The 25,986-nt window shown below is 70.2% G+C and carries 23 protein-coding genes; 10 read left to right on the top strand and 13 right to left on the bottom strand.

Annotated features, from left to right (window positions below):
* Window positions 1-211 precede the first annotated feature (211 nt).
* The 3 genes from LAJ19_RS03405 (at window position 212) to LAJ19_RS03415 (ending at window position 3,955) form a co-directional block, all read left to right on the top strand.
* A complete protein-coding gene (locus LAJ19_RS03405) occupies window positions 212-1,405 on the top strand; it encodes an outer membrane protein (protein ID WP_225476908.1) in 1,194 nt (397 codons plus the stop codon).
* A gap of 106 nt (window positions 1,406-1,511) precedes the next feature.
* Entirely contained in the window at window positions 1,512-1,844 is a 333-nt protein-coding gene (locus tag LAJ19_RS03410; RefSeq protein WP_225476909.1) for a hypothetical protein, read from the top strand.
* Window positions 1,845-1,909: 65 nt separating this feature from the next.
* Window positions 1,910-3,955 (top strand): single-stranded-DNA-specific exonuclease RecJ, encoded by a 2,046-nt coding sequence (locus LAJ19_RS03415; RefSeq protein WP_225477949.1) that lies wholly within the window; start codon window positions 1,910-1,912, stop codon window positions 3,953-3,955.
* Window positions 3,956-3,987: 32 nt separating this feature from the next.
* On the opposite strand, the gene LAJ19_RS03420 is transcribed toward LAJ19_RS03415, so the two are convergent.
* From LAJ19_RS03420 to hemL, 3 genes are read right to left on the bottom strand one after another with little or no spacing between them, the layout of a single operon-like run.
* Window positions 3,988-5,019 (bottom strand): NAD(P)/FAD-dependent oxidoreductase, encoded by a 1,032-nt coding sequence (locus LAJ19_RS03420; protein WP_225476910.1) that lies wholly within the window; start codon window positions 5,017-5,019, stop codon window positions 3,988-3,990.
* Window positions 5,020-5,021: 2 nt separating this feature from the next.
* Window positions 5,022-5,450 (bottom strand): CoA-binding protein, encoded by a 429-nt coding sequence (locus tag LAJ19_RS03425; protein ID WP_225476911.1) that lies wholly within the window; start codon window positions 5,448-5,450, stop codon window positions 5,022-5,024.
* Window positions 5,447-6,796: a glutamate-1-semialdehyde 2,1-aminomutase gene (gene hemL, locus LAJ19_RS03430; protein WP_225476912.1), complete on the bottom strand. Its 1,350-nt coding sequence runs from the start codon at window positions 6,794-6,796 to the stop codon at window positions 5,447-5,449. The genes LAJ19_RS03425 and hemL overlap by 4 nt, the downstream gene beginning before the upstream one ends.
* A gap of 191 nt (window positions 6,797-6,987) precedes the next feature.
* On the opposite strand from hemL, the gene LAJ19_RS03435 reads away from it, so the two are divergent.
* Window positions 6,988-8,277, top strand: coding sequence for a glutamate-5-semialdehyde dehydrogenase (locus LAJ19_RS03435; protein ID WP_225476913.1), 1,290 nt, complete (start codon window positions 6,988-6,990; stop codon window positions 8,275-8,277).
* A gap of 54 nt (window positions 8,278-8,331) precedes the next feature.
* On the opposite strand, the gene dxs is transcribed toward LAJ19_RS03435, so the two are convergent.
* The 4 genes from dxs to LAJ19_RS03455 all read right to left on the bottom strand — a co-directional run bounded on the left by dxs (window position 8,332) and on the right by LAJ19_RS03455 (window position 12,651).
* Window positions 8,332-10,221, bottom strand: coding sequence for a 1-deoxy-D-xylulose-5-phosphate synthase (gene dxs, locus LAJ19_RS03440; RefSeq protein WP_225476914.1), 1,890 nt, complete (start codon window positions 10,219-10,221; stop codon window positions 8,332-8,334).
* Window positions 10,218-10,913 carry a hypothetical protein gene (locus LAJ19_RS03445; protein WP_225476915.1) on the bottom strand — a complete coding sequence of 232 codons (696 nt, stop codon included), beginning with the start codon at window positions 10,911-10,913 and terminating at the stop codon, window positions 10,218-10,220. Before LAJ19_RS03445 ends, dxs begins: the two co-directional genes overlap by 4 nt.
* A gap of 128 nt (window positions 10,914-11,041) precedes the next feature.
* Window positions 11,042-11,719, bottom strand: coding sequence for a PspA/IM30 family protein (locus LAJ19_RS03450; protein ID WP_225476916.1), 678 nt, complete (start codon window positions 11,717-11,719; stop codon window positions 11,042-11,044).
* Between the two features lie 146 nt (window positions 11,720-11,865).
* Complete coding sequence (locus tag LAJ19_RS03455; RefSeq protein WP_225476917.1) at window positions 11,866-12,651, bottom strand: hypothetical protein; 786 nt, start codon at window positions 12,649-12,651, stop codon at window positions 11,866-11,868.
* A 104-nt stretch (window positions 12,652-12,755) separates the two neighbouring features.
* Between LAJ19_RS03455 and mnmE the strand changes: the two genes are divergently transcribed.
* Entirely contained in the window at window positions 12,756-14,072 is a 1,317-nt protein-coding gene (mnmE, locus tag LAJ19_RS03460; RefSeq protein WP_225476918.1) for a tRNA uridine-5-carboxymethylaminomethyl(34) synthesis GTPase MnmE, read from the top strand.
* 1 nt (window position 14,073) lies between these two features.
* Here mnmE and ruvA read toward each other — a convergent pair whose 3' ends face one another.
* On the bottom strand, window positions 14,074-14,676 hold the full coding sequence (gene ruvA / locus LAJ19_RS03465) for a Holliday junction branch migration protein RuvA (protein WP_225476919.1): 603 nt from the start codon (window positions 14,674-14,676) through the stop codon (window positions 14,074-14,076).
* 109 nt (window positions 14,677-14,785) lie between these two features.
* Between ruvA and LAJ19_RS03470 the strand changes: the two genes are divergently transcribed.
* Window positions 14,786-15,433, top strand: coding sequence for a GNAT family N-acetyltransferase (locus LAJ19_RS03470; RefSeq protein WP_225476920.1), 648 nt, complete (start codon window positions 14,786-14,788; stop codon window positions 15,431-15,433).
* A 52-nt stretch (window positions 15,434-15,485) separates the two neighbouring features.
* Here LAJ19_RS03470 and LAJ19_RS03475 read toward each other — a convergent pair whose 3' ends face one another.
* Complete coding sequence (locus LAJ19_RS03475) at window positions 15,486-15,827, bottom strand: hypothetical protein (RefSeq protein WP_225476921.1); 342 nt, start codon at window positions 15,825-15,827, stop codon at window positions 15,486-15,488.
* Between the two features lie 724 nt (window positions 15,828-16,551).
* Between LAJ19_RS03475 and metG the strand changes: the two genes are divergently transcribed.
* The 3 genes from metG to LAJ19_RS03490 all read left to right on the top strand — a co-directional run bounded on the left by metG (window position 16,552) and on the right by LAJ19_RS03490 (window position 20,916).
* Entirely contained in the window at window positions 16,552-18,576 is a 2,025-nt protein-coding gene (gene metG / locus LAJ19_RS03480; RefSeq protein WP_225476922.1) for a methionine--tRNA ligase, read from the top strand.
* Window positions 18,577-18,700: 124 nt separating this feature from the next.
* Window positions 18,701-19,543, top strand: coding sequence for an RNase adapter RapZ (gene rapZ, locus LAJ19_RS03485; RefSeq protein ID WP_225476923.1), 843 nt, complete (start codon window positions 18,701-18,703; stop codon window positions 19,541-19,543).
* Window positions 19,540-20,916, top strand: coding sequence for a gluconeogenesis factor YvcK family protein (locus LAJ19_RS03490; RefSeq protein ID WP_349774823.1), 1,377 nt, complete (start codon window positions 19,540-19,542; stop codon window positions 20,914-20,916). Before rapZ ends, LAJ19_RS03490 begins: the two co-directional genes overlap by 4 nt.
* 72 nt (window positions 20,917-20,988) lie before the next feature.
* Here the strand turns inward: LAJ19_RS03490 and LAJ19_RS03495 are convergent, their stop codons facing one another.
* Complete coding sequence (locus LAJ19_RS03495; RefSeq protein WP_225477954.1) at window positions 20,989-21,567, bottom strand: hypothetical protein; 579 nt, start codon at window positions 21,565-21,567, stop codon at window positions 20,989-20,991.
* A 145-nt stretch (window positions 21,568-21,712) separates the two neighbouring features.
* Between LAJ19_RS03495 and LAJ19_RS03500 the strand changes: the two genes are divergently transcribed.
* Window positions 21,713-22,003: a hypothetical protein gene (locus LAJ19_RS03500; RefSeq protein ID WP_225476924.1), complete on the top strand. Its 291-nt coding sequence runs from the start codon at window positions 21,713-21,715 to the stop codon at window positions 22,001-22,003.
* Here the strand turns inward: LAJ19_RS03500 and LAJ19_RS03505 are convergent, their stop codons facing one another.
* The 3 genes from LAJ19_RS03505 to LAJ19_RS03515 all read right to left on the bottom strand — a co-directional run bounded on the left by LAJ19_RS03505 (window position 22,004) and on the right by LAJ19_RS03515 (window position 25,883).
* The gene (locus LAJ19_RS03505; protein WP_225476925.1) at window positions 22,004-22,669 is read right to left on the bottom strand and encodes a thiamine diphosphokinase; all 666 of its coding nucleotides are present in this window, start codon (window positions 22,667-22,669) and stop codon (window positions 22,004-22,006) included.
* A gap of 657 nt (window positions 22,670-23,326) precedes the next feature.
* Window positions 23,327-24,325: an ABC transporter ATP-binding protein gene (locus LAJ19_RS03510; RefSeq protein ID WP_225476926.1), complete on the bottom strand. Its 999-nt coding sequence runs from the start codon at window positions 24,323-24,325 to the stop codon at window positions 23,327-23,329.
* Between the two features lies 1 nt (window position 24,326).
* Window positions 24,327-25,883: an ABC transporter permease gene (locus LAJ19_RS03515; protein WP_225476927.1), complete on the bottom strand. Its 1,557-nt coding sequence runs from the start codon at window positions 25,881-25,883 to the stop codon at window positions 24,327-24,329.
* Window positions 25,884-25,986: the final 103 nt, after the last annotated feature.

Genomic DNA, 25,986 nt, shown 5'->3' on the forward strand with positions numbered 1-25,986 from the left:
AACAACAAAATCACAGCTCACCTTCACGTCACTGAATATCATGCCCCGCTCAGAATCAAGCTGAGCATCAGATCCTCCTCACAAATACCGGTGATTTCCGCCTGCGTCCACACAAAGATTCACAGAAGGCTCACTGCGCGTGCCTACGGTGAACACAGAGGAAGCAGGTCACATTGTGCTGCTGTTTCCGATAGAACCGAAGGAGCACCCCATGCACAAATCACTGATCATCGCGTCCACCCTGGCCCTCAGCCTCGGCGCTGCCAGCGCCCAGACCACCCCTGCGACCACCACCCCCGCCCCCGCCCAGGTTGCGCTGAGCGACGTGCCGGCCGGTCACTGGGCCAAGGACGCCGTTGACCGCATCGTTCAGTGCGGTCTGATCCAGGGCTTTCCCGACGGGACCTTCCGCGGCAACGAGAACCTTACCCGTTACCAGGCGGCACTGATCTTCTTCCGTGCCCTTCAGACCGGCGCCCTCAGCAACTGCGGGCTCAGCCAGCAGGACATGACGGTCGTCGCCAACGGCATGCAGGAAGTCAGCACCGAGCTGGCCGCCATCGCCACCCGCGTGACCGACCTGGAGAAACTCTCCGCCGAGCAGCAGGCCCGCATTGACGCCCTCGAAGCCCGTATCAGCAGCATGAGCACCGGCGCCGCCACAGCGGACACCGCTGCACTGACCGCCCGCATCGATGCCCTTGAAGCAGCGATCCGTAACATTCCCGCCGGTCCCCAGGGCCCTGCCGGTCCCGCTGGCCCCGCCGGTCCTCAGGGCCCTGCCGGTCCCGCCGGCCCGGCTGGCACGAGCGCCAGCGCCACCGTGACCACCCCGGTCACCACCCCCACGGCCAGCACCACCGTCGTGATCGGTGACACCACCCCTGTCGACGTGGCTCCCGCGCGCAACCTCTACGCTGGCGTGGGCGTCGGTGTGAAATCCGCCGGTGCCGGCGCCGAGTGCCTGAACACCTTCGACCAGAACAAACCGGCAGTGAACTACTGCTACACCGGCAGTGTCATGGTGGGAACCAACAACCTGATCGGTCCGGTTGGTGCGCGTGTGGCCGCTGAGTACCAGCCCGGCTACAACGGCGTAAGCGTGGACGCCAACGCAACCTACAACCTGAACACCGGCAGCCGCCTGACCCCTTACGTGGGCGCCGGTCTGGGCCTGACCAGCAGCCAGAGTCGCGCCAACGTCAACCAGAACGCCTCTGACATCTACGTTAACGGCATCGTCGGCCTCGACTACCGACTGACCGACAGTATCTCCGCCTTCGTTGAAGGCAACGGCCGCTACTACCTGAGCAACAACGGGAACGGCACCGGCCTGGCAGATAGCGCTGCCGATCAGGGCGGGTTCAACGGTGGCGTGAAAGTCGGCGTCAAGTTCTACTTCTAAATCACGACCTTCCACTCAGGGCCTCCCGCAGGAGGTCCTTTTTCTTGCCTTGGGCTGCGTGACGCGCGGCAAGGTCAGGCCAGCCGCCAGAGGTTACACTGGGGAAATGCGGCTCGTTTCGTTCGTTCAGGTGCTCCTGTTGCTGGGTATCGCGGCCTACCTTGCCCTGGTCACCCTGGAGAACCCGGGCCTGGTGCGGCTGCCTCTGCCGCTGGGGAGCGGGGAACTCAGCGTGCCCGTGGGTCTGGGCGTGACCGTGTTCCTGCTGCTGGGGGCACTGTTCACGGGGCTGCTGCTGCTGCCGGGTCTGTGGCAGGCCCGCATGCGGCGAGTGCGGGAGGCGCGGCTGCGCCGCGCTGCGGAGGAGCGCCTGGCGGCCACGTTGCAGGCCCGGTTGGGTGCCATGACCCCCACCGAGTCCGACAGGTCCGGCGCGTGAGCGTGCCCGGGCAACCCCGCTGGCTGCTGGCGCGCCCGGCCAGTCGTGAGGCGCTCCTGCGCACCATGCAGGAGTGGCGGGTTTCTCCGCCGCTCGCGCAGGTGCTCAGCGGCCGGCATCTGACCCCGGCGCTATTGAATCCCGCGCTGGTCCTCACGCCCAATCCGGCGCTACGGGAAGCGGCCCGGCGGATCGTGCAGGCGGTGCGTGCCGGAAAGCGCATCCGGATCCATGGCGATTACGACGCTGACGGCGTGAGTGCGACCGCGGTCCTCGTTCTTGGCCTGCGCGGTGTGGGGGCCGAGGTGCACGGCTTCATTCCGCACCGCCTGAACGAGGGCTACGGCCTGCACCCCGACAAGGTGGAGGAGCACGCCGGCGCCTGTGAACTGCTCGTCACGGTGGACTGCGGGGTGACGAACCTGCAGGAGATCGCGGACCTGATCAGGCGAGGCGTGGAGGTGATCGTTACGGATCACCATGCGCCGGGCGCGGATTTCCCGTCAGCACTGGTGGTTCACCCCCACCTGACCGACGCGTTCAGTCACGACCTGCACAACCTGACCGGCGCGGGCGTCGCCTACCACCTGCTCTGGGCGGTTCATGAGGAGTTGGGCTTGCCGGAGCCGCGCGCCTACACGGCCCTGGCGACCCTGGGGACGGTGGCCGACGTCGCGCCTCTGATTGGAGAGAACCGCGCCCTGGTGCGGGCAGGGCTGCAGGAACTGGAGCGGACGACCCTCCCGGGGCTGCGCGCGCTGCTGGATGCCGGACGCGTCCGGCGGCCCACGGCGCGCGACGTGGCGTTTATCCTGGCGCCCCGCATCAATGCGGCGGGGCGTCTCGGGGAGGCGGACGTAGCTCTGGAGCTGCTGACAACCAGTAGCGCGCATGAGGCCAGTCGCCTCGCGGAGTACCTGGAGATCCGCAACCAGGAGCGGCGCAAACTGCAGGATGACATGTTTCAGCATGCGCTGACCCTGGCCGATCCACGTGATCCGGCGCTGGTGGTGACACACCCGGACTGGCATGCGGGCGTCATGGGGATCGTGGCGAGCAAACTCGTTGAGACGTACCACCGCCCGGTGTTCATCGTTGCGCAGGGCAAGGGGTCGGTGAGGTCCATGCCGGGCATCAGCGCCGTGGAAGGGCTGCGGTTCAGTCATGACCTCCTCAAGCGCTACGGGGGACACCCGGGCGCGGCTGGATTCGCCATTGAGCCCACGCGGTTCGGTGCGTTCCGGGACCGCATTCACGCGTACGTCCGTCAGTTTCCGGTGCCGGTGCCGCAGGTTCGTCTGGACGCGCCCCTGCCTGCCCTGGGGGCCAGCCTGGATCTGCTGCATGAAACGGCCGCGTTTGAACCGTTTGGTGAGGGTCACGCCCTGCCGGTCTGGCACCTGCGGGACACCCTGGGTGAAACGCGTCTGGTGGGCAAGAAGGGCACCACGCTTCAATTCAAGGTTGCGGGCGTGCGCGGCGTGAAGTTCGACGAGCCTGACGCGGCCGGCGGCGAGCGGGACCTGGCCGCGCAGCTGGTCAGCAGCGAGTGGCGCGGCCAGACCCGCCTGGAGTTTCACGGTCAGGCGCTGCGTTTTCCGGCGCCGGTCGGCCTGGACGCGCCTGTGCCCGCGCACGCCACGCCCCGGTTGAATCCGAAAGCTGCCATGGAGCATCTGCGTGCCGGCGCGAGCGCCTACGCCGAGGGAACGGTCGCGGCTTACCTGCGGGACAACGTGCCGGGTCTGACGCTGGTGCAGGCCGGTGACATGCACCCGGGTGGGGAACTTATCCTGTACGCCCTGCCCGCCGAGGCGGACCTGTGCCGGTGGGTCCAGGCGGGCCGGGTGGCGTTCGCGTTTGGACCGAAAACGCTTGCAGAGCTGGAAGGCAGCCTGACCCGGCATCACCTCAGTGCCCCGCCCCCCAATCCGCTGCTCGGAACGGCGGACCCCGGCCTGGAGGCAGCAGCGGACGCCTACCGCCGCTGGCAGTGGGCCCATCACTGGCGCACCCTGGATGACGACGGCTGGAGTGCCAGCGTGCACGCCATGCTGGGCCTGGATACACCGGCCGAACAGCCGGAACGCGAACTGCTGAGCGCCGACTGAGGCGGGCTCAGGGGCGCTGGCCGGCCCTGGGGCTACTCGGCCTGGGGGTGCAGGACCCGCCGGGCCAGCGACCAGCCGCTGAGCAGGGCGGCTTCCACGCGGGGACCGTGATCGTCGGGCGTGAACCAGTCGCCGCACCAGCCCAGGCCCAGCGCCGCGTCCCAGTGGCATGCGCCGGGGGCGCGGCGCGTGGGAATCGCGTACCGCCAGCGGTGCGCGAACGCGGCCTCCACCTCCGGCAGAGGCCCGGCGATCTGTGAGGCGGCGGTCAGCAGCTCAGGGAGGACGTCCTCTGGGGAGCGTTCCAGATTCGCGGCGCTCCATGCGGGTGTGGCGTGCAGCATCAGCGCCGGCGGGTGACCGGGTGGGCGTTTGGTCAGCTCGCGCGCCAGCCATTCCAGCACCGGGTGATCGGCCCGCAGCGCCGGCCAGGTGCCGGGAATGTCGGTCTGGAGCACAGCGCCGGCCACCCAGCATGGCGCGTACTCCACCCGGGCGGCCTCCAGGGCCGGGCCCTCGGACCCGCTGCCACGCAGGTCCACGCCTTCCAGCACCGTGACAAGCTGAGGGGCGGGCAGGTTCAGCACAAGCCGGGAGGCCTCTGCGGCCAGTCCTTCACGCGTATGCACGCGCCACAGGCCTGCGCGCCGCTCCAGGCTGGTGACCGTCACGCCCGTCTCGAGGTTCAGGCCGCGTGCCAGGGTGCGGCCCAGGGCGCTCATGCCCTGCGGGGGGGCGTAGCGTGGATGGCCGTCCGCTGCCCCGCTCACGGTGCCTGCGTGCCAGTGGGGGACGCCGCGCGTCCACACGGCGTTCCAGCCGTCCCGGACCCCTCCTTCGGCCAGCGTGTGCGTGCGCCCGTGCCGGGCGGTGAAGTAGCGCGCGCCGTGATCCAGCCGGGCCTCGCGGCCGTCGGAGAGGGTCACGCGGCGCGTCGCCGCCCGGCCGGAAACCCCCCTAGCCTTGTCCAGCAGGGTGACGGTCTGCCCGGCTGCACTCAGGTCACGCGCGGCAGCCAGACCGCCCAGACCGGCGCCGATCACCAGGATGTCCGCGCCGCTCACGGTCAGAGCAGCGCCCGGTGGTCCGCGAGCAGACAGCGGTCCTGCACCACGTCAATGCCGCGCTGCGTGAGCTGCTGCGCCGTCGCGTCGTCACGGATGCCCAGCTGCAGCCACACCACTTTCGGGGGGGGAGTCATGGCGAGGATGTCCGGCAGGTGCTCGCGGACCTTGTCGCTGCGGCGGAACACGTCCACGATGTCGACTGGAACGGTGATTTCTGCCAGGGTCGCGACGGCCCTCACCCCGAAGTGAGTCTCCCCACGCGCGGCGAGCGCCGGGTTGACCGGAATGATCGTGTAGCCCTGGCGGTGCATGTACTCCGGGACGTAATACGCGGGTTTCATGGCGTCGTGGTGGAAGCCCACCACAGCGATCACCTTGTGATCGGTCAGGACCTGCTGAATCTGGTCCGTGCGGGTCAGGAGGGTCATGCGTTCAGCTCCCCGTACGCCGCGCGCGCGGCGTCCAACGTGGCGTTCAGTTCGGCGTCGCCGTGCGCGGCACTCACGAAGATGCTTTCGAACTGGCTCGGCGCCCAGTAGATGCCGCGCCCCAGCAGTCCCTGGAACCACCGGGCGAACGCGGCCGTGTCACTGCGCGCCGCGTCACCATACGTGCGGACCTGGCCGTCCGGGGTGTCCTGATGAAACGCGGTGAGCATGCTCCCCACCTGATTCACGCTGATGGGCACGCCCGCGCCGCGGGCCAGATCCCGCAGGCCGTCAGCGAGGGCGGCCGTGTACGTGTTCAGCCGCGCGTACAGGTCCGGGTCGCCCTCCAGGGTGCGCAGTGTGGCCAGGCCTGCCGCCATGGCCAGCGGATTTCCGCTGAGCGTTCCCGCCTGGTACACCGGGCCCTGAGGGGACACAAAATCCATGACGTCGGCCCGCCCGCCGTACGCACCCACCGGCAGGCCGCCCCCGATGATCTTGCCCCAACAGGTGAGGTCCGGCTGGAGGCCCAGCAGGCCTGTCGCGCCGTTCAGGGACAGCCGGAAGCCGGTCATGACCTCATCAGCGATCAGCAGGGCACCCGAGGCCCGCACGCGGTGCAGCGCGGCCAGAAATTCCGGCGTGGGAATCAGCACCCCGGCGTTGCCCACCACCGGTTCAAAAATCACGGCCGCGATCTCATGCCCGCGCGCGGCGATCAGGGCGTCGAGCGCCTGCGGATCGTTGTACTCGCTGACCAGGGTCAGGGCCGCGTACTCCTCCGGCACGCCCGCACTGCTTGGCGCGGCCGACCCCAGCGCCCCTGCGGCATTCGTCATCAGGCCGCTGCCGGCTTCCACCAGCAGGCCGTCCGCGTGCCCGTGGTAGTTCCCCCGGAACTTCACGATGAACTTCCGGCCGGTCACGCCGCGCGCCAGCCTCAGGGCGCTCATGGTCGCCTCGGTGCCGCTGCTCACGAACCGCACGCGGTCCACGCCGGTCAGGCGCGTCACGAGTTCGGCCAGCAGCACCTCCCGCTCACCGGGCGCACCGAAACTCGTGCCGAACTGCAACGCGTCGGCAATCGCCTCCCGCACGGCCGGGTGATTGTGCCCCAGGATCATCGGACCCCATGACCCGATGTAATCCACGTACTGCGTGCCGTCCGCGTCGGTCAGGGTCGCGCCGTTCGCGCGGGCAATGAAGCGCGGCGTGCCGCCCACGCTGCGGAAAGCCCGCACGGGACTGTTCACCCCGCCGGGCGTGACGGCCCGCGCCCGCGCGAACAGCGCCTCGGACTGGGCGGTGGGCGCAGGCGTGGGGCCGGACAGAAGCTCGGTCGTCATGCCTTCCACCTTAGCGGAGCGCCATGAGGCGAATACGGGACCCAGCCCACAGACCCTATCCGGCAGGCCCACGGCCCGGGCTGTTCCTGAACGGCGGCTCAAGACCCGCCGGCCTCGTGCGCGGGTCAGGCCCGGGTGCCCGTCTGACCTGCGCCGCCTGCCGCCGGGGGCGGCGCTGCTACGCTGACAGGATGAGTGCCGCCGAGGTTCATGAAATCAGTGTCCGTGACATGGGCGTCCGGGCGCGCGCCGCCGCGCGCATCCTGCGGTCCCTGTCGACCGCCCGCAAGGTTGCGGCGCTGCGCGCCATTGCCGACGGCCTGCGTGAAAACGCCGCCGTGATTCTCGCAGCCAACGCGCAGGACGTGCAGGCCGCCACGCAGGCGGGCCTGCCTGAACCCATGGTGGCCCGCCTGCGCCTGGACGCGCCGGCCATCGACGGCATCGCCCGCGACGTGGACGCCGTGGCCGGTCTGCCCGACCCGGTGGGGGAGACGACCCCCGCCCAGGTGCAGCCCAGCGGCATTCGCGTCAGTACCAGACGCGTGCCGCTGGGCGTGCTCGGCGTGATCTACGAGAGCCGCCCGAACGTGACGGTGGACGTCGCGGCCCTCGCCCTGATGAGCGGCAACGCGGCCATCCTGCGCGGCGGCAAGGAAACGGTGCGCAGCAACGCCGTGCTGGAGGACGTCATTCGCGCGGCCCTGCGCGCCGAGAACCTCCCCGCAGACGCCGTGCAGATCATTCGGGACCCCGCGCGGGAACGCATGCTGGAACTGCTGAAACTCGACGATCTTGTGGACGCCATCATTCCCCGCGGCGGCGCCGGCCTGCACCGTTACTGCGTGGAGAACGCCACCGTTCCCGTCATCGTCGGCGGCATCGGCGTGGTTCACCTGTACCTCGACCGGTCCTTCACCCGCACTCCGGAAGACGTGACGCGCGCCGTGCAGATCATCCGGAACGCCAAGGTGCAGAAACCCAGCGCCTGCAACGCCCTGGACACCCTCCTGATCGACCGGGGCGCCCTGCCGGTCCTGCCGGAGATCGCCCGCGACCTCGCCGCGCACGGCGTCACCCTGCGCGCCGACCCGGAGGCGCTGACAGTCCTGCAGGGGGCCGGCACCCCCGCCGGACCGGCCGCGGACGCCGATTACGGCACCGAGTTCCTGGCCCTCACGGCCAGCATCAAAACTGTGGGTGGCCTGGACGAAGCCCTCGACTTCATCGCTGTGCGCGGCAACCACACCGACGTGATCCTGACCCGGGATCCTGAACAGGCCCGGCGGTTCGTGCAGGACGTCGACTCGGCCGCCGTCATTGTGAACGCCAGTCCCCGCTTCAATGACGGCGGGCAGCTCGGCCTGGGCGCCGAGGTTGCCATCAGCACCCAGAAACTTCACGCCCGCGGCCCCATGGGCCTGCGCGAACTCACCACCACCAAATGGGTGGTGGAAGGCGACGGCGAAATCAGGGCCTGAACGGCAGCGGGGGCGCGGAGGAGTGCACCCTCCGCGCCCTCGCCCTGTTGTGCGTTACACCCCGAAGGGCACATCCACGCCAAGTTCCGCGAGGACCGTGCGGATGGCCTGCGCGTCAATCCCCGTGCGGGCGTGCACGCTTTCCACGGTCGCATGCTCCTGAAATTCATCCGGGATGCCCAGCACCCGGACAGGGGTACGCAGCCCCTCGGCGTTCAGGAACTCCAGGACCGCGCTGCCGAAGCCGCCGATCACCGTATTGTCCTCCACCGTGATCAGGGTGCGGGCGGTGCGGGCCACGTCGCGCAGCATCTCCTCGTCGAGTGGTTTGACGAAGCGGGCGTTCACGACACCCACCCCCTCCAGGTCAGCCACGGCTTTCTGGGCGTACTCCAGCGCCTTGCCGCCCGCGAGAATTACCACGTCCTCGCCGGCCTTCACGCGTTCCCAGGTGCCCCACTTCAGGTCAGGCCAGGTGCCTTCGGGAACGGGCGCCGTGTTGCCCCGCGGGTAGCGGATGGCGTAGGGACCGTCGTGCGTCTGGGCGTACTTCAGCATGCCCCGCAGCTCAGCGGCGTCCTTCGGCAGGCCGATCCGCACGCCGGGAATGGAGCGCAGGAACGACAGGTCAAACACGCCGTTGTGCGTGGCGCCGTCGGCCCCCACGATGCCCGCACGGTCAATGGCGCACGTGACGTTCAGGTGCTCGATGGCCACGTCGTGCAGCACCTGGTCATAGGCGCGCTGCAGGAACGAGGAGTAGATCGCCACGACCGGACGCAGGCCCTGCAGCGCCATCCCGGCGGCGGCGGTCACGGCGACCTCCTCGGCAATCCCGACGTCCAGGTAACGGTGAGGGTGGGCCTTGCTGTACCCGACCAGGCCGCTGCCCTCGCGCATGGCGGGCGTGATCACGAAGGTGCGGGGGTCCTGCGCCGCGAGTTCCGTCACGGCGTCCCCGAAAGCGGCACTCCAGGAGTGCGTCTGGCTGGCGCTGAACTCGCCGGTGGCCGGGTTGAACTTGCCGGGTCCGTGCCAGTAGATGGGGTCGGCCTCGGCGTAGCTCAGGCCCTTCCCCTTGGTGGTGGCCACGTGCAGGATGGTCGGGCCGTCGAGGTCCACCAGCCGCTCGATAAGCCACACGAGTTCCTGCACGTTGTGGCCGTCCACGGGGCCCACGTACCGGACGCCCATGGCCGCGAAGGGATTCACGCTCGCAGGGTCGAAGAAGTGCCGGGTGGAACTCTTGGCGCGGCTCATGAAGTCCGCCAGAGGTTTGCTGACGGCCTGCACGGCCTTCTTCCCGGCGCCCTCGCCCTCCTGGTACCACTTCTGCACCTGCAGGCCGCGCATGAATTTGCTGATGGCCCCCACGTTCTCGCTGATGCTCATCTCGTTGTCGTTCAGGATGATCAGCATCTTGCGGCCCATGTCGCCGATGGTGTTCAGCGCAGCGAGCGCCATGCCGCCCGTCAGGCTGCCGTCCCCGATGACGGCCGCGACCTTGTAGTCCTGCCCGAGCGCGTCGCGGGCCATGGCCATGCCCAGGGCGTTGGCGAGGCTGGTGCTGGCGTGCCCGACCGTGATTGCGTCGTGCGGGGACTCGCTGACCTTCGTGAAGCCCGACAGCCCCCCCTCTTTCTTCACGGTGTGCATCAGTGAGCGGCGGCCGGTGAGGATCTTATGCGCGTACGCCTGGTGGCCCACATCGAACAGGATCCGGTCACGCGGGGAGTTCAGCACGTAGTGCAGCGCCACGATCAGGTCCGTGGCGCCCAGCGAGGACGCCAGGTGCAGGCCGCCCACGGAGCACACCCGGGTGATCTCGTCGCGCAGTTCATGCGCCAGGACCGGCAGCTGGTCGCGCGACAGCCGCTTGAGGTCCTCGGGGCTGTTCACGCGGTCCAGCAGGGGCGTGCCGGAGAGGGTGGGGTGATCGGTCATGGTTGGCCTCCTGGGCGCGGGGCAAAGTTGCGCCCGGTGAGCAGCAGCCCCTCGGGTGTGCGGACCTCACCGATGAACGGCGTGAACCACAGCTGCTGCGTGGCGGGAAACAACCCGCCCACGGTGTCCGTGATCTGACGGGCCACCACCCACACGTCGAAGCGGCCGCCCGGGGTGGTCACCTGCCGGCGCTCCTGCACCACGTAACTGTAGGTGAGGGTGCCGCGCGCCTGCACGGTCCCGTCGTCCGCAGTGAGCGTCACCTCACTCTGGCCCTGCCAGGTGAGCCCGACCCGCCACGCCGCTTCGGCCGGATACTCCAGCCACGCAGGGTGCAGCCGCACCGTGACGCCCGGTTTGCGGATGCCCAGCAGGCGCACGCCGGTGGCGTCCACTGCGCGGTACCACGTCTGGTCTGCGCCGCGGCCGGTCATGCGGTAGGCGTGCACGGTGTCCTGCCCGAACAGCGTGACCCCCTGGCTTTGCAGCGTGTAGGGCGGGGTGGCGCTGCTGTCTCCCTCCGGCAGGTACGACCACAGCAGCCCGGCTTCCCGCGGGTAGAACGACACGGCACGGACCGGCGTGGTGCTCTGCACGGTCGTTGCGGCCTGGGGCGCGCACCCGGCCAGAGTCAGGGCCAGCGCCGCTGCCGGCAGAAACCGCAGGGCACGGGGAACGCGGGGGGCTCGCATGCCGCTCAGCTTAGAACGCCTCATTGCCCTCATTCTGTCAGCAAACATGAAGTTCACCTGACAGACGTCCCGCAAAAGGCGGAGCCGCACCCCAGGGGACACCCGGGATGCGGCTGGCGGTGGCAGGGTCAGCTGCTCGGGCCGCCGCCCTGCACCTTGGCTTTCAGCGCCGCGAACGCATCATCGAGGTCCTTGTCGCGGCCCAGATCGTTGAGCTGGGCGTCGAAGTCGTTGTCCTTGCGCAGTTCCGTCATGGCGCGGTTGCGGTCCTCCATGGTGGACACCTTGTTCTCCATCTCTTCGAAGGCGTCCATGGCGCCGCCGGCCTTGCTGAACCCCGAGACGCGGTCCAGGGTCTCGCTGGCCTGCGCGGTCTTCTGCCGGGCCGCCAGGAGCGACTTCTTGCCTTCCATCTCGTCAATCTTGGCTTCCAGGGCGCGCAGCTGCGTCTTGAGCTGCTCGACGGTCTGGGTCTGCACCTGCAGCTGTTCCTCGAATCCGGCCGCGAGGTCCTTGGCGTTCTGTGCCCGGCGCAGCGCCTCGCGCGCGAGGTCCTCGCTGCCGCCCCGCAGGGCTTCTTCCGCTTTCTTCTCGTATTCGCTGGCCATGCGGCGGTTGCTGCTGGCCTCGCGATCCAGTTTCGCGTTCTGGCTCATGGCGCCGGCGACCTCGCTGCGGGCCTCGGCGTACGCAGCGCGCATGTCACGCAGCGCCTGGTCGATGATCTTGGCGGGGTCCTCCGCGCGGCTGATCATGTCGTTGACGTTGGCACGCAGCAGGCGGGAAAGTCGGTCAAGGATGCTCATGGGTTTCCTCCTGAAAGAAACGGTTGTGTGACCTGCCCATCATTACGCGAATTCGGCGACCTGCGTTGCGTCCTAAGGGTCCGTAAAGTCCAGATGAGCAGAAGGTGCCCCGGTCAGTGACCGGGGCACCCCTGGCGCACAGAAGGTCAGAAGACAATCGGTTTCACGCCCACGCTGTCCGATCCGCACGCGACCGTCAGCACGCCGCCGTTCGGGGTCGTGGTGCAGCCCAGGGCACGCAGGCCCGCCAGCGGGAAGATCAGGTTCTTGCCGTCCGTGGCAGGAGCGAGGGGCAGCTCCACGGCGCCAGCGTCGGTCTGGGCGGCCCGCTGACCGACCGTCACGGTCAGTGTGCCCTGATCGTCATTCGACAGGCGGTACTTTCCGCCGCCCAGCGCCGTGACGCGCACCACGCCGGTCAGGTCACTGCCCAGCACGTAGGCCTGTCCCTTGACGACGCCCGCAGGCACGGCGACCTTCGCGGCCGGCGCCGCGGCCTTCACCTGCGCGGCGTCCATCACGACCAGGGTTTCCTTGTCGGCCAGGGCGCTGAGCATCACAAAGGTGTTCACGGCGCCGCTGGTGTCCTTCAGCAGCAGCACGCTGGCCTTCCCGGTGGTTTTCCAGTCGCCACTGGCACGCGCCGAGAGTTTTCCCCGCAGCAGCGGGCGCAGGGTGGTGGAGGACGTCTGGACGTACAGGCACACTGCACTCGTGCTGAGTTTCAGGGCGGCCGGGCAGGTCATCAGCCGGCCCTTCACGACGGAACCCACCTCAACCGACAGCGCGCTGACGGCCTTGCTGGTCGTCGCGGACGCCACGCCCCTGGCGGGCGCCTGGGGTGTGGTGGCGGGTGCCGTCTGGGCCACGGCAGGCGCGCCGAGCAGCGCCCCGAGGGCAGTCAGGGTCAGGGAAAGCAGGGAAGAACGCATATGCAGGCATGCTAGTGCCCATGCATGAGAAACCCGACCCCCGTGTGAAGGCCGTGATGAGGAGGGCCACGGTCGCCGGGCGAGGACGGTGTTAGCCTGCGCCCGTGACCCGCTCTGGCCTCTCGGACACCATCGCCGCCATCGCTACAGCCCCCGGCAGCGCCGGCGTGGGCATCGTGCGCGTAAGCGGACCGGACGCCCTGCGCGTCGCGGACAGCGTGTTCCGCGGCCGGCGCGCGCCCTCAGGCACCCCGGGCGGCCGGTTCCTGTTCGGGCAGCTGCAAGACGCAGCGGGAGACGCGCTCGACGAGGGCCTGTGCCTGATCTTCAAGGGACCGCGCAGCTACACCGGTGAGGACGTGGCCGAACTGCAGACCCACGGCAGTCCCGCGGTCCTGGCCCGCGTGCTGCAGGCCACCCTGGACTGCGGCGCGCGGCTGGCCCGCCCCGGCGAGTTCACCCTGCGCGCGTACCTGAGCGGCCGGCTGGACCTCGCGCAGGCTGAAGCGGTGCTGGGCCTGATCGAAGCGCAGACCGACACGGCCCGCCGGCAGGCCACCCTGGGCCTCAGCGGCGCGCTGGGCGAACGGGTGGCGCGGATCGGGCAGAACGTCACGCGGACCCTCGCTGCCATGCAGGCCATGCTCGACTACCCTGAGGAGGGCGTGCCCGACGAGGACCGCGCCGCGCCACTGGCGCACGCAGAAGCGGACCTGCAGGAACTGCTGCGTTCCGCCCGCGCCGGTCAGGTCGCCACTCGCGGCGCCCGGCTGGCCCTGATCGGCCGACCCAACGCCGGCAAAAGCAGCCTCCTGAACGCCCTGCTGGGGTACGAGCGCAGCATCGTGACCCCCACCCCCGGCACCACCCGCGACTACCTGGAAGCCGCAGTGGAGCTCGCCGGGGTGCCCGTCACGCTCGTTGACACGGCAGGTATCCGCGATACCGCAGACGTCATTGAAGCCGCCGGCGTGCGGCAGGCCCTCTCCCTGGCCGGCGCCGCTGATCTCGTACTGGCCCTGGAGGACGGCAGCGCCCCCCGCGAACCCCTGCCCGCCGACCTGAGCGGCGCCCGGGTGCTGCACGTGCGCACCAAGGCCGACCTTCCGCAGGCGTGGCGTGACCCGGCGGCGCTGGACGTCAGCGCCGTGACCGGCCAGGGCCTGCCGGAGCTGCGCGAGGCGATTCAGGCCGCGCTGCTCGGCGACGCGGCGCGGGGCGAGGCGTGGCTGACCACGGAGCGGCAGGCGGACGCCGCCCGGCGCGCCCTGGGCTACGTGCAGGCCGCCGCGTTCCTGCCCGACGACCTGGCCGGGTACGAACTGGAAGAGGCGTTGCGCGCCCTGGCCGACCTGACAGGCCGGGACGTGCAGGAGGACGTGGTCGACGCCGTGTTCCGCAATTTCTGCGTGGGCAAGTAACCTACCGCAGGCGCCCGAGGCTCCGGCGGATCAGCGCGTCGGCGTTCAGCTCCGGGTCACTGGCCAGCAGCTCGGCCACCACCCCCCGCACCTGCGCCTCGCGGAACCCCAGGGCCAGCAGCGCGTCAATGGCGTCACGTCCGGCCGTAGTCACCACCCGCGCGGGCCGGGCACCCCCGGCGGCCGCTGCGGGCGCCGCGAGGTGCTCAGGGACCTTGCTCTGCAGTTCCAGCACCAGCCGCTCCGCGGTCTTCTTGCCGACCCCGCTGACACTGCTCAGCAGCTTCACGTCGCCGCCCAGCAGCCCGGCGGCCAGCGCACTGACCGGCATGGCCGACAGCAGCGCCAGGGCCAGCTTGGGCCCCACGCCACTGACCGTGGTGAGCAGGTCGAACAGGCGCAGGCTGTCGGCGTCCTGGAACCCGAACAGCAGCTGCGCGTCCTCACGCACCACGAAGCGGGTGTTCAGCTCGGCGGGCTCTCCAACCGTAAGTTTCCCCAGGGTGCTGACCGGACACTGCACCTCGTAACCGACGCCACCGGCGACGACTACGGCGCTGTTCTCGCGGATTTCCCGGACCACGCCGGACAGGTAGGCAATCATTACCTCCAGTTTACATTCCGCCCACAGCAGAAAACGTGCCGCCGGGCGCCACCGCAGGTTCACACCACCGCAGCGCCCCCGCCCGCCCGGCGTGTGATGCACTGAAAACATGTTGACGCTCCGCCCCGCCCGTGAGGCTGACCGCGCCGCCCTGTACCGCATCTGCCTGCAGACCGGTGCCAGCGGCGAGGACGCCACGGCGCTGTACCACGACCCGCTGCTGCTCGGGCATGTGTACGCCGGGCCGTACCTGACCCACGCGCCCGACTTCGCGTTCGTGCTCGACCCTGGCGACGGCACACAGGCTGCCGGGTACATTCTGGGCGCCCCGGACACTGCGGCGTTCGAAGCCACGCTGGAACGCGAATGGTGGCCGGCCCTGCGGCGCATCTACCCGGACCCGGCCGGCGTGCCACGGGAGCGCCGCACGCCGGACCAGCGGATCGCGCACCTGATCCACCACCCTGCCCACACGCCCGCGGACCTGCTGGGCGCCTACCCCGCGCACCTGCACATTGACCTGCTGCCGCGCGCGCAGGGCGGCGGGCGGGGCCGGGCCCTGATGACCACCCTGCTCGGGGCCCTGCGCGGGGCCGGTGTGCCCGGCGTGCACCTGGGGGTAGGGGAGAGCAACACGCGCGCCCAGGGCTTCTACCAGCACCTGGGCTTCCAGGAACTGCGCCGCTCACCGGGCGCCGTGACGTATGGCCTGCGGCTCATGGCCACCGGCGCGACGTCACCAGATGACCCCGCCTGACCTGTCCGGCCCCGGTGGGCGGTTGCCTCGGTGCAGTCCCGGAGCGTGATGATCACCTCGCGGCCCCCAGGTGCAGACCTTTTGGGGCCTGTGTGGTGGCGGCGGGGACCGTGCAGGCAGCCGCAGTGCCGAAACATACGGTGTAACCCGTGTCCTGCAGGCTGCTCCCGCTGCTGCGGCTCAGCCGACTCCTCACGCCGCTGTTCAGGTGGCCGGTCATCAGTTCCGGGTTGCAGGTCGTCACACGCCACTGCGCGCCCACGGTGCCGCTGCCGCCACTGACCAGCCGGAAGCGGGACCACAGCGGGCCGACACCCAGAGGGTGCGCCACTTCGTGCACGGCGATCTCTGCACGCTGGCGGCTGAAGGCGCCCAGGTCGGCCGTGTCGACCACCAGGGCGGAGGAGGTGGTCAGGCCCGGTGCTGGGGCGAACGCCGCATAACCCGCTCTGGGCCAGGATGCCGCCGGGGCCGTCGATGGTCCTGTGGCCGGTGAACACGTTGCTGCCGCAACTGTTCGCGGGACTACTGACGCGCAGGAGAGGCTGATCCTGCGTGATCATGCCCCGCCAGCGGCGAAGTTCAGGGTGATGTCGCCCGTCCCGGTCCCCTGGGGCTGCGCGGCGGCCGGGCGTCCAGGTCGACCGGCAGAACGCCCAGGGTAAGCAGGACAGATAGGGGAAGGGAACGCCACCTGACGGCCGGCAACCTCCAGTGAACGGGATGGACGGGTGTGGCCTGCCCAGACCCTCAGACGGGGTGAATGCACGCTGGTGGCCGGGACACCAGCCCCAGGTGCAGGCGGATTCCCGGGACAGGGCCTGCTGAGGTTGTTCGGGAAATCCACCCGGGGGCGACTGACCTGCCGTCCAGCTTGCTTCTGCGGTGCCTGGGTGGACACCGCTAAAGGGCGGCGGTCAGTCTGAGCGCAGCGCACGGTACACTGCGCGTATGTCTCACGCTCCCGTGATGATGCGAATGCCCCCGCGACCCTGACCCATCAAGGTCACGCGGGGCGTTCTGAGCAGCAGGGACGCCCCGCCGCCTTCACCCCGTATGCTGAACAGGTTGCCCGGCCGGCCTCCCATCAGGGCCTGCGCCGGGAAGGAAGGACGCCCATGAGCCACCCAGACCCCAGCCACCCCAAGCACTTTTTCATCACGACCGCCATTGACTACGCCAACGGCGCCCCGCACATCGGCCACGTGTACGAGAAGATCCTGGCCGACGCCATCGCCCGCTACCACCGCCTCGCCGGGCGGGACGTGTTCTTCCTGACCGGCACGGACGAGCACGGCGAGAAGATCGCCAAAGCCGCCGCGAAAGCCGGGCAGACCCCCCAGGTGTTCGTCGACGACCTGTCCCTGCGGGCCTTCAAGGGCCTGTGGGACCGACTGGACATCAGCTACGACGACTTCGTCCGCACCACCGAAGGCCGCCACAAACGCTTCGTGCAGGACGTGCTGCAGCGCGTGTACGACGCGGGCGACATCTACTTCGCCGAGTACGAGGGCCTGTACTCCGTGGGCGCCGAACGCTACGTGACGGATAAGGAACTTGTCGAAGGGCCCGACGGCGTGCGCCGCTACCCCGGCGACAAGGACCCGCCCGAACTTCGGCGCGAAGCGAACTACTTCTTCAAGATGGACAAGTACCAGGCGTGGCTGCTGGAGCACATCCAGGCCAACCCGGACTTCATCCAGCCTGCCGGGTACCGCAACGAGGTCCTGGAGATGCTGCGCGAACCCATCGGGCCGCTGAGCATCTCCCGCCCCAAGAGCCGCGTGCCGTGGGGCATCGAACTGCCCTGGGACCCGGATCACGTCACGTACGTGTGGTTCGACGCGCTGCTGAACTACGTCTCGGCGCCCGTCAGCAAGGGGGCACGTCCCGACGTGATCGGCACCGCGTGGCACGTGATCGGCAAGGACATCCTCAAGCCGCACGCGGTGTTCTGGCCCACCATGCTCCGGGCCGCGGGCCTGCCCGCCTACCGCCGGCTGGTCGTGCACAGTCACATCCTCGCCGAGGACGGCCGCAAGATGGGCAAGAGCCTGGGCAACGCCATTGACCCGGAGGCCCTGGTCTCCACGTACCCCGTGGATGCCATCCGGTACACCCTGCTGCGGGAAGCGACCCTGAGTGCCGACAGCCCCTACGGCGAGGGCATCCTGGTGTCCCGCCTGAACAGCGACCTCGCCAACGACCTGGGCAACCTGCTCTCCCGCACCGTCAGCATGATCCAGAAGTACCGCGAGGGAGTCATTCCCGCAGCGGCCGAGATCACCGACCGGGAACACGAGATCGAAACGGCCGCCCTCGCCCTGCCCGGCGAGATCCTGAAGCTCGTGGATGACCTGAAGATCAACATGGCCATCGAGGCCGCCATGAACTTCGTCCGGGACCTCAACCGCTACATCGCCGAGAGCGCCCCCTGGAACCTCGCCAAGAGTGACGACACCCAGCGCCGCCTGAACACTGTGCTGTATACCGCCGCCGAGGGCCTGCGCGTGGCCAGCGTTGCCCTGGAGGCCGTGATTCCTGGGAAGGCCCGCGAGCTGCGTGCGCAGCTGGGCCTGGGCGGCCAGTCGTACGCCCTCGCGTCCGCCTGGGGCCTGACCCCTGCCGGCACGCGCGTGCAGAGCGGCGCCATCCTGTTCCCGAAACCTGAAGTGAAAGACGCCAGCGCACCTGAGACGGGCGCCGGAACGCCCGCCACGCCGCCCGCCCCGAAAGCCGCGAAGAAAGAGAGTCCCATGACCCAGACCGCGCCTGCCGAACCAGCCGCTCAGGCCCCCGCGCCCCCCGCCCCGGAAGCCCTGATCAGCATCGACGATTTCGCCCGCATTGACCTGCGCGTCGCGGAAGTCATTGCCGCCGAGGCAGTGGCCAAGGCCGACAAGCTTCTGAAACTCACCGTGAGGCTGGGCGAGGAGGAGCGTACCGTGGTGAGCGGCATCCGCAGATGGTTCGAGCCCGAAGCGCTCGTGGGCCGCAAGGTGATTCTGGTTGCCAACCTGAAACCCGCCAAGCTGCGTGGCATCGAATCCCAGGGCATGATCCTGGCCGCCGAGGACGATCAGGGGAACCTGGACCTCGTGGGGCTGGGACTCGACCTGCCCAGCGGCACCAAGGTCCGCTGAAGCTGCCCACCCGACCCGCCTGGCCTCAGCGCCAGGCGGGTTCTTCATGAAAGGCGGGCCCAGCGGACCTTGGCCAGACGTTCACGTCTCCGGCGGCGCGCCGGGCGCGGGCTAGACTGACGCCATGCCGTTTGTCGTTGTCTCCGGTCTGTCCGGAAGTGGAAAGAGCACCGCGCTGCGCACCCTGGAAGACGCCGGGTTCTTCATCACGGACAACCTCCCGCCGGAACTGTGGGGCGCCATGCACGACCTCGTCCAGGCGCGGGGCCTCACCCGCGTGGCGATCAGCACCGACGCCCGCACCCGCGATTTCCTGGGCTCACTGGAAGACAGTTTCGTGCGCCTCTCCCGCCGCCGTGAGGACCTGCGCGTGCTGTTCCTGGAAGCGAACGCGGACGTGCTGCTGAAACGCTACAACTTCACCCGGCGTGAGCACCCCCTGGGCGAGAACCTGATGCTGGACTTCGCGCGGGAACGTGAACTGCTCGCCCCACTGCGCGCCATCGCCGACACGGTCATCGATACCACCAGCCTGAGCGCCAAGGAACTCGCCGCGCAGATCCTGCGGGTCTTTCGCCTGGAGCACGACTTCCACCTGCGCCTGATGTCCTTCGGGTTCAAGCACGCCCCACCCCGCGACGCCGACATGATCCTGGACGTCCGCTCGCTGCCCAACCCCTACTACGACCCGGCCCTGCGCCCCCGCACCGGTCTGGACCATGACGTGGCCGAGTACGCCTTCCAGGGTGAGACGTCCGAGCAGTTCTACGCGGACCTGCGCGACTTCGTGCGCGTCGCCTCTGAACGCGCCCGCGCCGGCGGCCGCCACGGGTACACCGTCGCCGTCGGCTGCACCGGCGGACAGCACCGCAGCGTCGCCGTGGCTGCCCGGCTGGCCCGGGACCTCGCTGACCTGAATGTGGACATCCTCGACCACCGCGACATGAAAGCAGGCGAACACGAGTGAGCGACCCGCCCCTCCCGCAGCGCGCGGCGCTCAGCACCCCCCCGGCCACCCGGCACGGCGAGCTGATCCGGCGCGGGCAGCACGTCACGCGCCGCGCCCGCATGTGGATGTCCCCCGGAATCGGCGTCAAACGCTGGCTGACCCTGTTCGTGATCTGCACCGTGATCGGCGCAGTCGGCGTGCTGCACTTCACCTGGACCGGCCCACTGCATTTTGTCGCGACCCGCTGGATTCTGTGGGTGAACACCCTGATCAGCCCTGAAGTCATGCCGCTGTACACCGGCGGGATCGCCCTGATGCTGCTCGCCCTGTTCGGCGCGCTGTGGAGCATCATGATGCTCAACCGGTCCGTGCTGACCGGCACCGGCACCGCCCCCGAACAGGCCGTGGACCTGATGTACCAGAACCGTCACCTCGCCCGCGGTCCGCGGATCGTGACGCTGGGGGGCGGCACCGGCATGTCCAACCTCCTGTCAGGCCTGCGGGTACACACCGGCAACACCACGGCCATCGTCACGGTCGCCGATGACGGAGGTTCCAGCGGCCGGCTGCGCCAGTCGCTCGACATGATCGCCCCCGGTGACCTGACCGACTGCTACGCCGCCCTGAGCGACAGCCCCGTCATGGCGCGGCTGCTGCTGCACCGCTTCCAGCGCGGCGACGGCATCGAGGGGCACACCTTCGGGAACCTGATGCTCGCCACGCTCAGCGAGGAGCAGGGCGGCCTGAGTGAAGCCATGCTGGACATCCACGAGGTGCTGCGCATCCGCGGGCGCGTGTACCCCGCCGCCACGCAGCCCCCCACCCTGGTCGCGCAACTCAGCGACGGCCGCGTCATCCGCGGGGAGAGCCGCTTTGCGCAGGAGGTCGGCGCAGCCACCATTGAGCAGGTCAGCCTGGACCCCCCTGACCTCCCGGCCCTGCCAGAGGTGCTGCAGGCCATCCGGGAAGCCGACCAGATTGTGCTGGGCCCGGGCAGCCTGTACACCAGCATCATCCCAGCCCTGCTCGTTCCGGCCATCGCGCACGAAATCCGGCAGTCCCCGGCCCCCGTGATCTACGTGACCAGCCTGATGACCGAGCCCGGCGAGACCAGCCGCCTGACCCTCGAAGGCCACGTGCAGGCGATCGCCCGGCACCTGGGCCGCACCCCCGACTGCCTGCTGGTGAACAACGCCGTGCCGCCCCGCGACGTCGTCGCCCGGTACGCCGCTGAGGGCGCCCACCTGCTGAGCCTCACGGGCGCCAGCCGCGACGTGCGGGGCCGCGCGGTGGTGCTGCCACTGCTTCAGCCCGGGCAGGCCCGGCATGACCCGGTGGCCCTGGCGCAGGCGCTGCTGTACGCCGCGCCCCGCCGCGACCAGACCGGCTAGGCCCACACGACAAGTGGCCGCGCCGGACCCTGGACTTGATCCCAGGGTCCGGCGCGGCCAGTTCGGACAGGGTTATAGGCCCAGCAGGCCCAGCGCCACCGTTTCCGTGAGTTCCTGCTGGAAGGGCTGCACCAGCGCCCGCTCCTGCGCCGTGCCCGTCTGCACGTCACGGTTCAGGTCCGGCACCTGGCCGCTCTGCAACGCCCGCGCCGCCTGCGCGAAATCAATATTCGGCAGCCCCAGCGCACGGTTCACGCCCGCCCGCACCGCCGCGTACCGCTCGGCGCTCATGCCCTCCCGCGCCAGCCCCTGCGCCTGCGCCTGCCGCGCCGCGTTCACACTGCCTCCCACGTCCCGCAGCACCGTCATGACCTGCAGCACGTTCGGGTTCTGCCCGCCCTGAATATCGGTCCAGACCTGCTGCACCCCCGTGAACGACGACCCAAGCGCCTGACGCACGTCGCGGCGCACCCGCACGAACCGCCGCACGTCCTGCTGGGTCAGCGCGGCGTTCACCTTCCCACTCGGCGCCGGGACCCCCGCCCCACTCCCACCCTGCGACTGCGTCTGGGCGGGCGGCGCCTGCCACCCCGCCAGGAACGCCCGCGCCGGCTGGATCACGAAAAACCACGCCAGCCCGCCCAGCAGCACCAAGGTCAGCAGCGTGCCTCCGCCACACCCCAGGCACCCGCACCCCAATCCACGTCCACCCCTTCCGGCCTGTCTCATCCCCAGACACTACGCGTGGCACCCCCGCAAGGTTCCGGACGCTCACCAGCAGCTGTACCGCGCCGCCTTGAATGCCGCCGGGAACGGCCACCGCCCCGTGCAGCGCGCCATTCGCTCCGCCGGACACTGCGAATTCAACGGCGCGGAACTCGCCGAGGCCTTCACGGACCTCGTGAAATGGGAGGCGACCGGCGTGAAGCCCGCTGGGGACGACGTCACCACCCCCACCGTCATCGCAGACCTCAGCTGCGCCTGCCAGTTCACCCGGGCCACCCGGATCGGCGGGGCCGCCTGCCAGCTGAACGCCAACCCCTCTGAGCCGGCTCGAGCCGGCAACGGGCCATGGTCCCGAATCTGATCAGCGAAGGTCACCGGTCAGGGCCGTCACAAGGGCCTGCCCTTCGTCCAGGGCCGCCGTGACGGGCGACTGCGCCACCTCGTTACTGACCGTCCAGCCACTTCCGAGTGGAATGTCCGCGCTGGCCAGGGGCCAGCGCACACCGCCCAGCGTCAGCCCCCGGAGGGTCGTGACCGCCAGAACACTGAGGGTCGCGTCCTGCGGCAGAAGAACTGACAGTGCCGCGCCGCTCAGGAGCGGCCAGCCCCACTCGTCCCCGCTGGTGAGGGTCACCCGCAGGCCCTCGCCCGCCAGGCGCAGCGCCCCAAGGGCCAGCGCGAGCGTGTGGTCGAAGCGGCCGCCGAACGCCCCCACGAACACCAGTTCCGCAGCGCCGCGCGCGCGCGCCACCCGCACCGCCAGCTCAGCGTCCGTTTCATCTTTTGCGGTGGGATGCACCTCCCGGGGAGCGTCCACGTGCACGCCCGCTGAGGAATCAAAATCTCCCACCCACGCATCCACCCGCACGCCCAGCGCCGCGGCGTGCCGGGCCCCGCCATCCGCGGCAACCACCACGTCCGGGCGTGGCAGCGCGTCCAGCAGGGGCGAGGGCGTCAGGCGGCCCCCCACCAGAATCCACGCCACGCCGGCCTCCAGGGGGGCGTCAGAGAAAGGAAGGGCACTCACAGCCCTTGCAGTCTACGCGGCCGGTTCCGGTTGAGGTGCTGGAGGAGTACAGGAGGCCTGTGCGCCCAAGTGCCGCATTCAGGCGGTTCGGGAGCGGCCCCACGCTGCTGCTCAGTTCAGTGCAGCACCGTTGCGGCGGTTTGAACGCCGGCAGGAACGCTCTGCGTATGCCCCGCGTGAGTTCAGGTCAGGCCTGCCGTCACGGTCAGCTGTTCGGACCTCTCCGGCCGTGTGGAGTCATGCCCAGCCGCTCGTTCATTGCTGCGTTGTGTGGCGGCGTACTGCTGAACTTTACGGCCGCTGCATTCAGTGCCTTGAGCGTGCCTGGAACAAGTGTGCCCGGCACGGGAGTCCAGGACAGGCCGAACACGTCGCTGGCCGTCAGTTTCTGGACCAGCTTCCCGGCGCAGGCCGGTGCGGCTTTTCCTTCGTCAGAGCTGGGGGAGACGCTGCCGGGCCACCCGCTGCTGAACTCGGCCGCTGCTGCCCCGCAGGTGCCCTGCCCGCAGCCCACGAACCGTGGTGGAGGCCCCTTTCCACTCGCCACGGCAGGTGCGCTCCCTGGCGCCTCGCGGGTGCGTTCGTCCTGATCCCTTCCTCTGTGCGTGGCCTGAGGTGGCCGGCCCGCCCGCATAGGTGACCTGCGGGAAAGTCAGATCAGTGCGTGGGGTCACGGTCGTCCGGCAGCGGCCGGACCAGCGCCTCACGAACGGCCAGGGGCAGCGTCTCTCCGCGTAACGACGCCATTTCCCGCGCGCTCAGGGTCAGGGTCAGGGGCCCCCAGGCGTGTGCGACCGTCACGCGGACGCCGCCCTCCACCGGCTGCCGGGCTGTCACCGGCCACGCCTGGCCCTCACCGGGCCACAGGGCCTCCTCCGGCACGAACCGCACCTCCCCGGGGGCGGCGGGCAGCAGGTTCGCCTCACCCAGAAACGCCGCCACCCAGGCCGTCGCCGGACGTGCGAACACCTCCGCGGCGGCGCCCACCTGCACCAGCTGACCGGCGCGCATCACCGCCACGCGGTCCGCGAGGGACCGCGCCTCCCGCTGGTCGTGCGTGACCAGCAGCACCCCCGCCCGCACCCGCGCGAACAGGTCGCGCAACTCCGCCCGCAGGTCCGCGCGCAGCTGCTCATCCAGGTTGGACATGGGTTCGTCCAGCAGCAGCAGCGGGGAGCCTGTCGCCAGGGCCCGCGCCAGGGCCACCCGCTGTGCCTGTCCGCCCGACAGCTGCGCGGGGCGGCGGTCCTCCAGACCCATCAGGTCCACCAGCGCCAGCGCTTCGCGCGCGCGCGCTTCGGCCACGGAGCGCGCCGCGCCCCGCACGCGCGGCCCGTACGCCACGTTGCGCAGCACGCTCAGGTGCGGAAACAGGGCGTAATCCTGAAACACCAGCCCCACGTGCCGCGCTTCCGGCGGCTGGGCCGTGACATCCTGGCCTGCCACGTGCACGCTGCCGGCATCCGGCCGCTCCAGGCCCGCGGTGACGCGCAGCACCGTGCTCTTTCCGCATCCGCTCGGGCCGAGCAGCGCCACTGTCTCGCCCGCCGCCACGTCCAGCGAGACGTCCCGCACCGCAGCGACCGGCCCGAACGACCGGCGCACCGTGCGCAGCGACAGCACCGGCCCTTGCGCGTGATTCACGCTGCCCAGCATCTCACGTCACCTCACCCTCGCCGCCGTCCAGCAGCGTGAAGGCGAGCGTAGACAGCAGCAGCAGCGCCGTGGCCAGCGCGCACGCCTCGCCCAGGTTGCGTTCCCCGGGGCGCCCCAGGCGTTCGTACAGGCCGGTGCTGAGGGTGGCCCACTCCGGCCGTGTGAGGACCAGGGTGGCCCCGAACTCTCCCAGCACGGTGGCCAGGGCCAGCGCCGCGCCGCCCCGTAGGGCGGGGAAGACCAGGGGGAACGTCACGGTGCGCCGCGCCGCGCCGCGTGACGCGCCCAGCGACCGGGCGGCCTCGTGCAGGCGCGGCGGAATGGTCCGCAGGGCCGGCAGGACCGACCGGACCACCAGGGGCCACGCCAGCAGCGTGTACGCCGCGATCAGCATCGGCAGCGTGGCGGCCAGCGCCGGGTACGCCAGCAGGTACCCGACCGCCAGACTCACCGGGGAGACCATCAGCGGCAGCAGGGACACGAGGTCCAGGGTCCGCGACTGCGCCCGCCAGGCGCCCAGCGCGTACAGGCCGCCCAGCAGCGCGGCCCCGGCCAGGGCCATCAGGCCGAAACGCACGGTGTTCCAGACGAGCCGCGGCGTGCTCTCGTCGGCCAGCACGGCGTGCCAGTACGCCAGCGTCACGCCGTCCGAGCCCAGCAGGCCCCGAGCCACCACCGCCAGGAGCGGTGCGAAACACACTGCGACCGTCACGCCTCCCAGGACCAGCAGGGCCGCCCGGGCCGCCCCACGGGCCCGCGGCCGCCCTGCTCCCGCGACCCCCAGCCCGCCGCGCGTCAGGCGCACGTACGCCCCCGTGGCGAGCAGCGTGAACGCCAGCTGACCCACGATCAGGGCGCTTGCCTCCGGCAGGCGCAGCTGCAACGCCGTCAGGGTGTAGATCTCTACCTCCAGCGTTGCGTAGCGCTCCCCGCCCAGCGCGAGTGGCAGGCCGAAACTCAGGGCCGAGTACAGAAACACCAGGACCGTGCCGGCCAGGACGCCCGGCAGGGCGAGCGGCAGCGCGATCTCCCACGCTGCGCGCCAGCCGGAGGCCCCCAGGGACCGCGCCGCGCCCAGCAGGCCCGGCGGCACCCGCGTGAACCCTGCGTAACTCAGGCGCACCATCACCGGCAGGTTGAAGAACAGGTTGCCCAGCACCAGCAGCGCCGGCGTGTCGCTGAGGTCCACGCCCAGCAGGCGCGTGCCCCAGCCCTGCGGGCCCAGCAGCGCCGACAGGCCCAGCACGGCCACGAGCGTCGGGGTCACGAACGGCAGCAGCAGCAGGCGCAGGAACAGCGTGCTGCCCCGCACCTGGAACCGTGACAGCAGAAAGGCCAGCGGCACGCCCAGCCCCGCTGCCAGCCCCGCCGTGACGGCCGCCTGCGCCAGCGTCCAGCCCAGCCGGCCCTGGAAGTACGGGTCCGCCCACACGCTCAGGGTGACGCCGCCCTCCAGCAGCGTCCGTGCCAGCGGCACCACCAGGCACAGGAGCACGAACAGCAGGCCCGGCAGGGTCAGGAGCCACCCGGACAGGCGGGAGAGGGGAACCTGATTCACGCCCGGCCCCCCGCTGCCGGTGGGTGCCTGCCGCTGGGTTCAGGGGGGCGGAGGACCACATGCAGGGTGAGGCGCGAAGGGCCCGGTTCAGGAGGGCCGGTGT

The sequence above is a fragment of the Deinococcus taeanensis genome (assembly GCF_020229735.1).
Taxonomy (GTDB): Bacteria; Deinococcota; Deinococci; order Deinococcales; family Deinococcaceae; genus Deinococcus; species Deinococcus taeanensis.

Bases quoted from the DNA above. Each gene is read 5' to 3' on its own strand.
- LAJ19_RS03405 (WP_225476908.1), top strand. From the start codon at position 212: ATGCACAAATCACTGATCATCGCGTCCACCCTGGCCCTCAGCCTCGGC.
- LAJ19_RS03410 (WP_225476909.1), top strand. From the start codon at position 1,512: ATGCGGCTCGTTTCGTTCGTTCAGGTGCTCCTGTTGCTGGGTATCGCG.
- LAJ19_RS03415 (WP_225477949.1), top strand. From the start codon at position 1,910: ATGCAGGAGTGGCGGGTTTCTCCGCCGCTCGCGCAGGTGCTCAGCGGC.
- LAJ19_RS03425 (WP_225476911.1), bottom strand. From the start codon at position 5,450: ATGACCCTCCTGACCCGCACGGACCAGATTCAGCAGGTCCTGACCGAT.
- hemL (WP_225476912.1), bottom strand. From the start codon at position 6,796: ATGACGACCGAGCTTCTGTCCGGCCCCACGCCTGCGCCCACCGCCCAG.
- LAJ19_RS03435 (WP_225476913.1), top strand. From the start codon at position 6,988: ATGAGTGCCGCCGAGGTTCATGAAATCAGTGTCCGTGACATGGGCGTC.
- dxs (WP_225476914.1), bottom strand. From the start codon at position 10,221: ATGACCGATCACCCCACCCTCTCCGGCACGCCCCTGCTGGACCGCGTG.
- LAJ19_RS03445 (WP_225476915.1), bottom strand. From the start codon at position 10,913: ATGCGAGCCCCCCGCGTTCCCCGTGCCCTGCGGTTTCTGCCGGCAGCG.
- LAJ19_RS03450 (WP_225476916.1), bottom strand. From the start codon at position 11,719: ATGAGCATCCTTGACCGACTTTCCCGCCTGCTGCGTGCCAACGTCAAC.
- LAJ19_RS03455 (WP_225476917.1), bottom strand. From the start codon at position 12,651: ATGCGTTCTTCCCTGCTTTCCCTGACCCTGACTGCCCTCGGGGCGCTG.
- ruvA (WP_225476919.1), bottom strand. From the start codon at position 14,676: ATGATTGCCTACCTGTCCGGCGTGGTCCGGGAAATCCGCGAGAACAGC.
- LAJ19_RS03470 (WP_225476920.1), top strand. From the start codon at position 14,786: ATGTTGACGCTCCGCCCCGCCCGTGAGGCTGACCGCGCCGCCCTGTAC.
- metG (WP_225476922.1), top strand. From the start codon at position 16,552: ATGAGCCACCCAGACCCCAGCCACCCCAAGCACTTTTTCATCACGACC.
- rapZ (WP_225476923.1), top strand. From the start codon at position 18,701: ATGCCGTTTGTCGTTGTCTCCGGTCTGTCCGGAAGTGGAAAGAGCACC.
- LAJ19_RS03510 (WP_225476926.1), bottom strand. From the start codon at position 24,325: ATGCTGGGCAGCGTGAATCACGCGCAAGGGCCGGTGCTGTCGCTGCGC.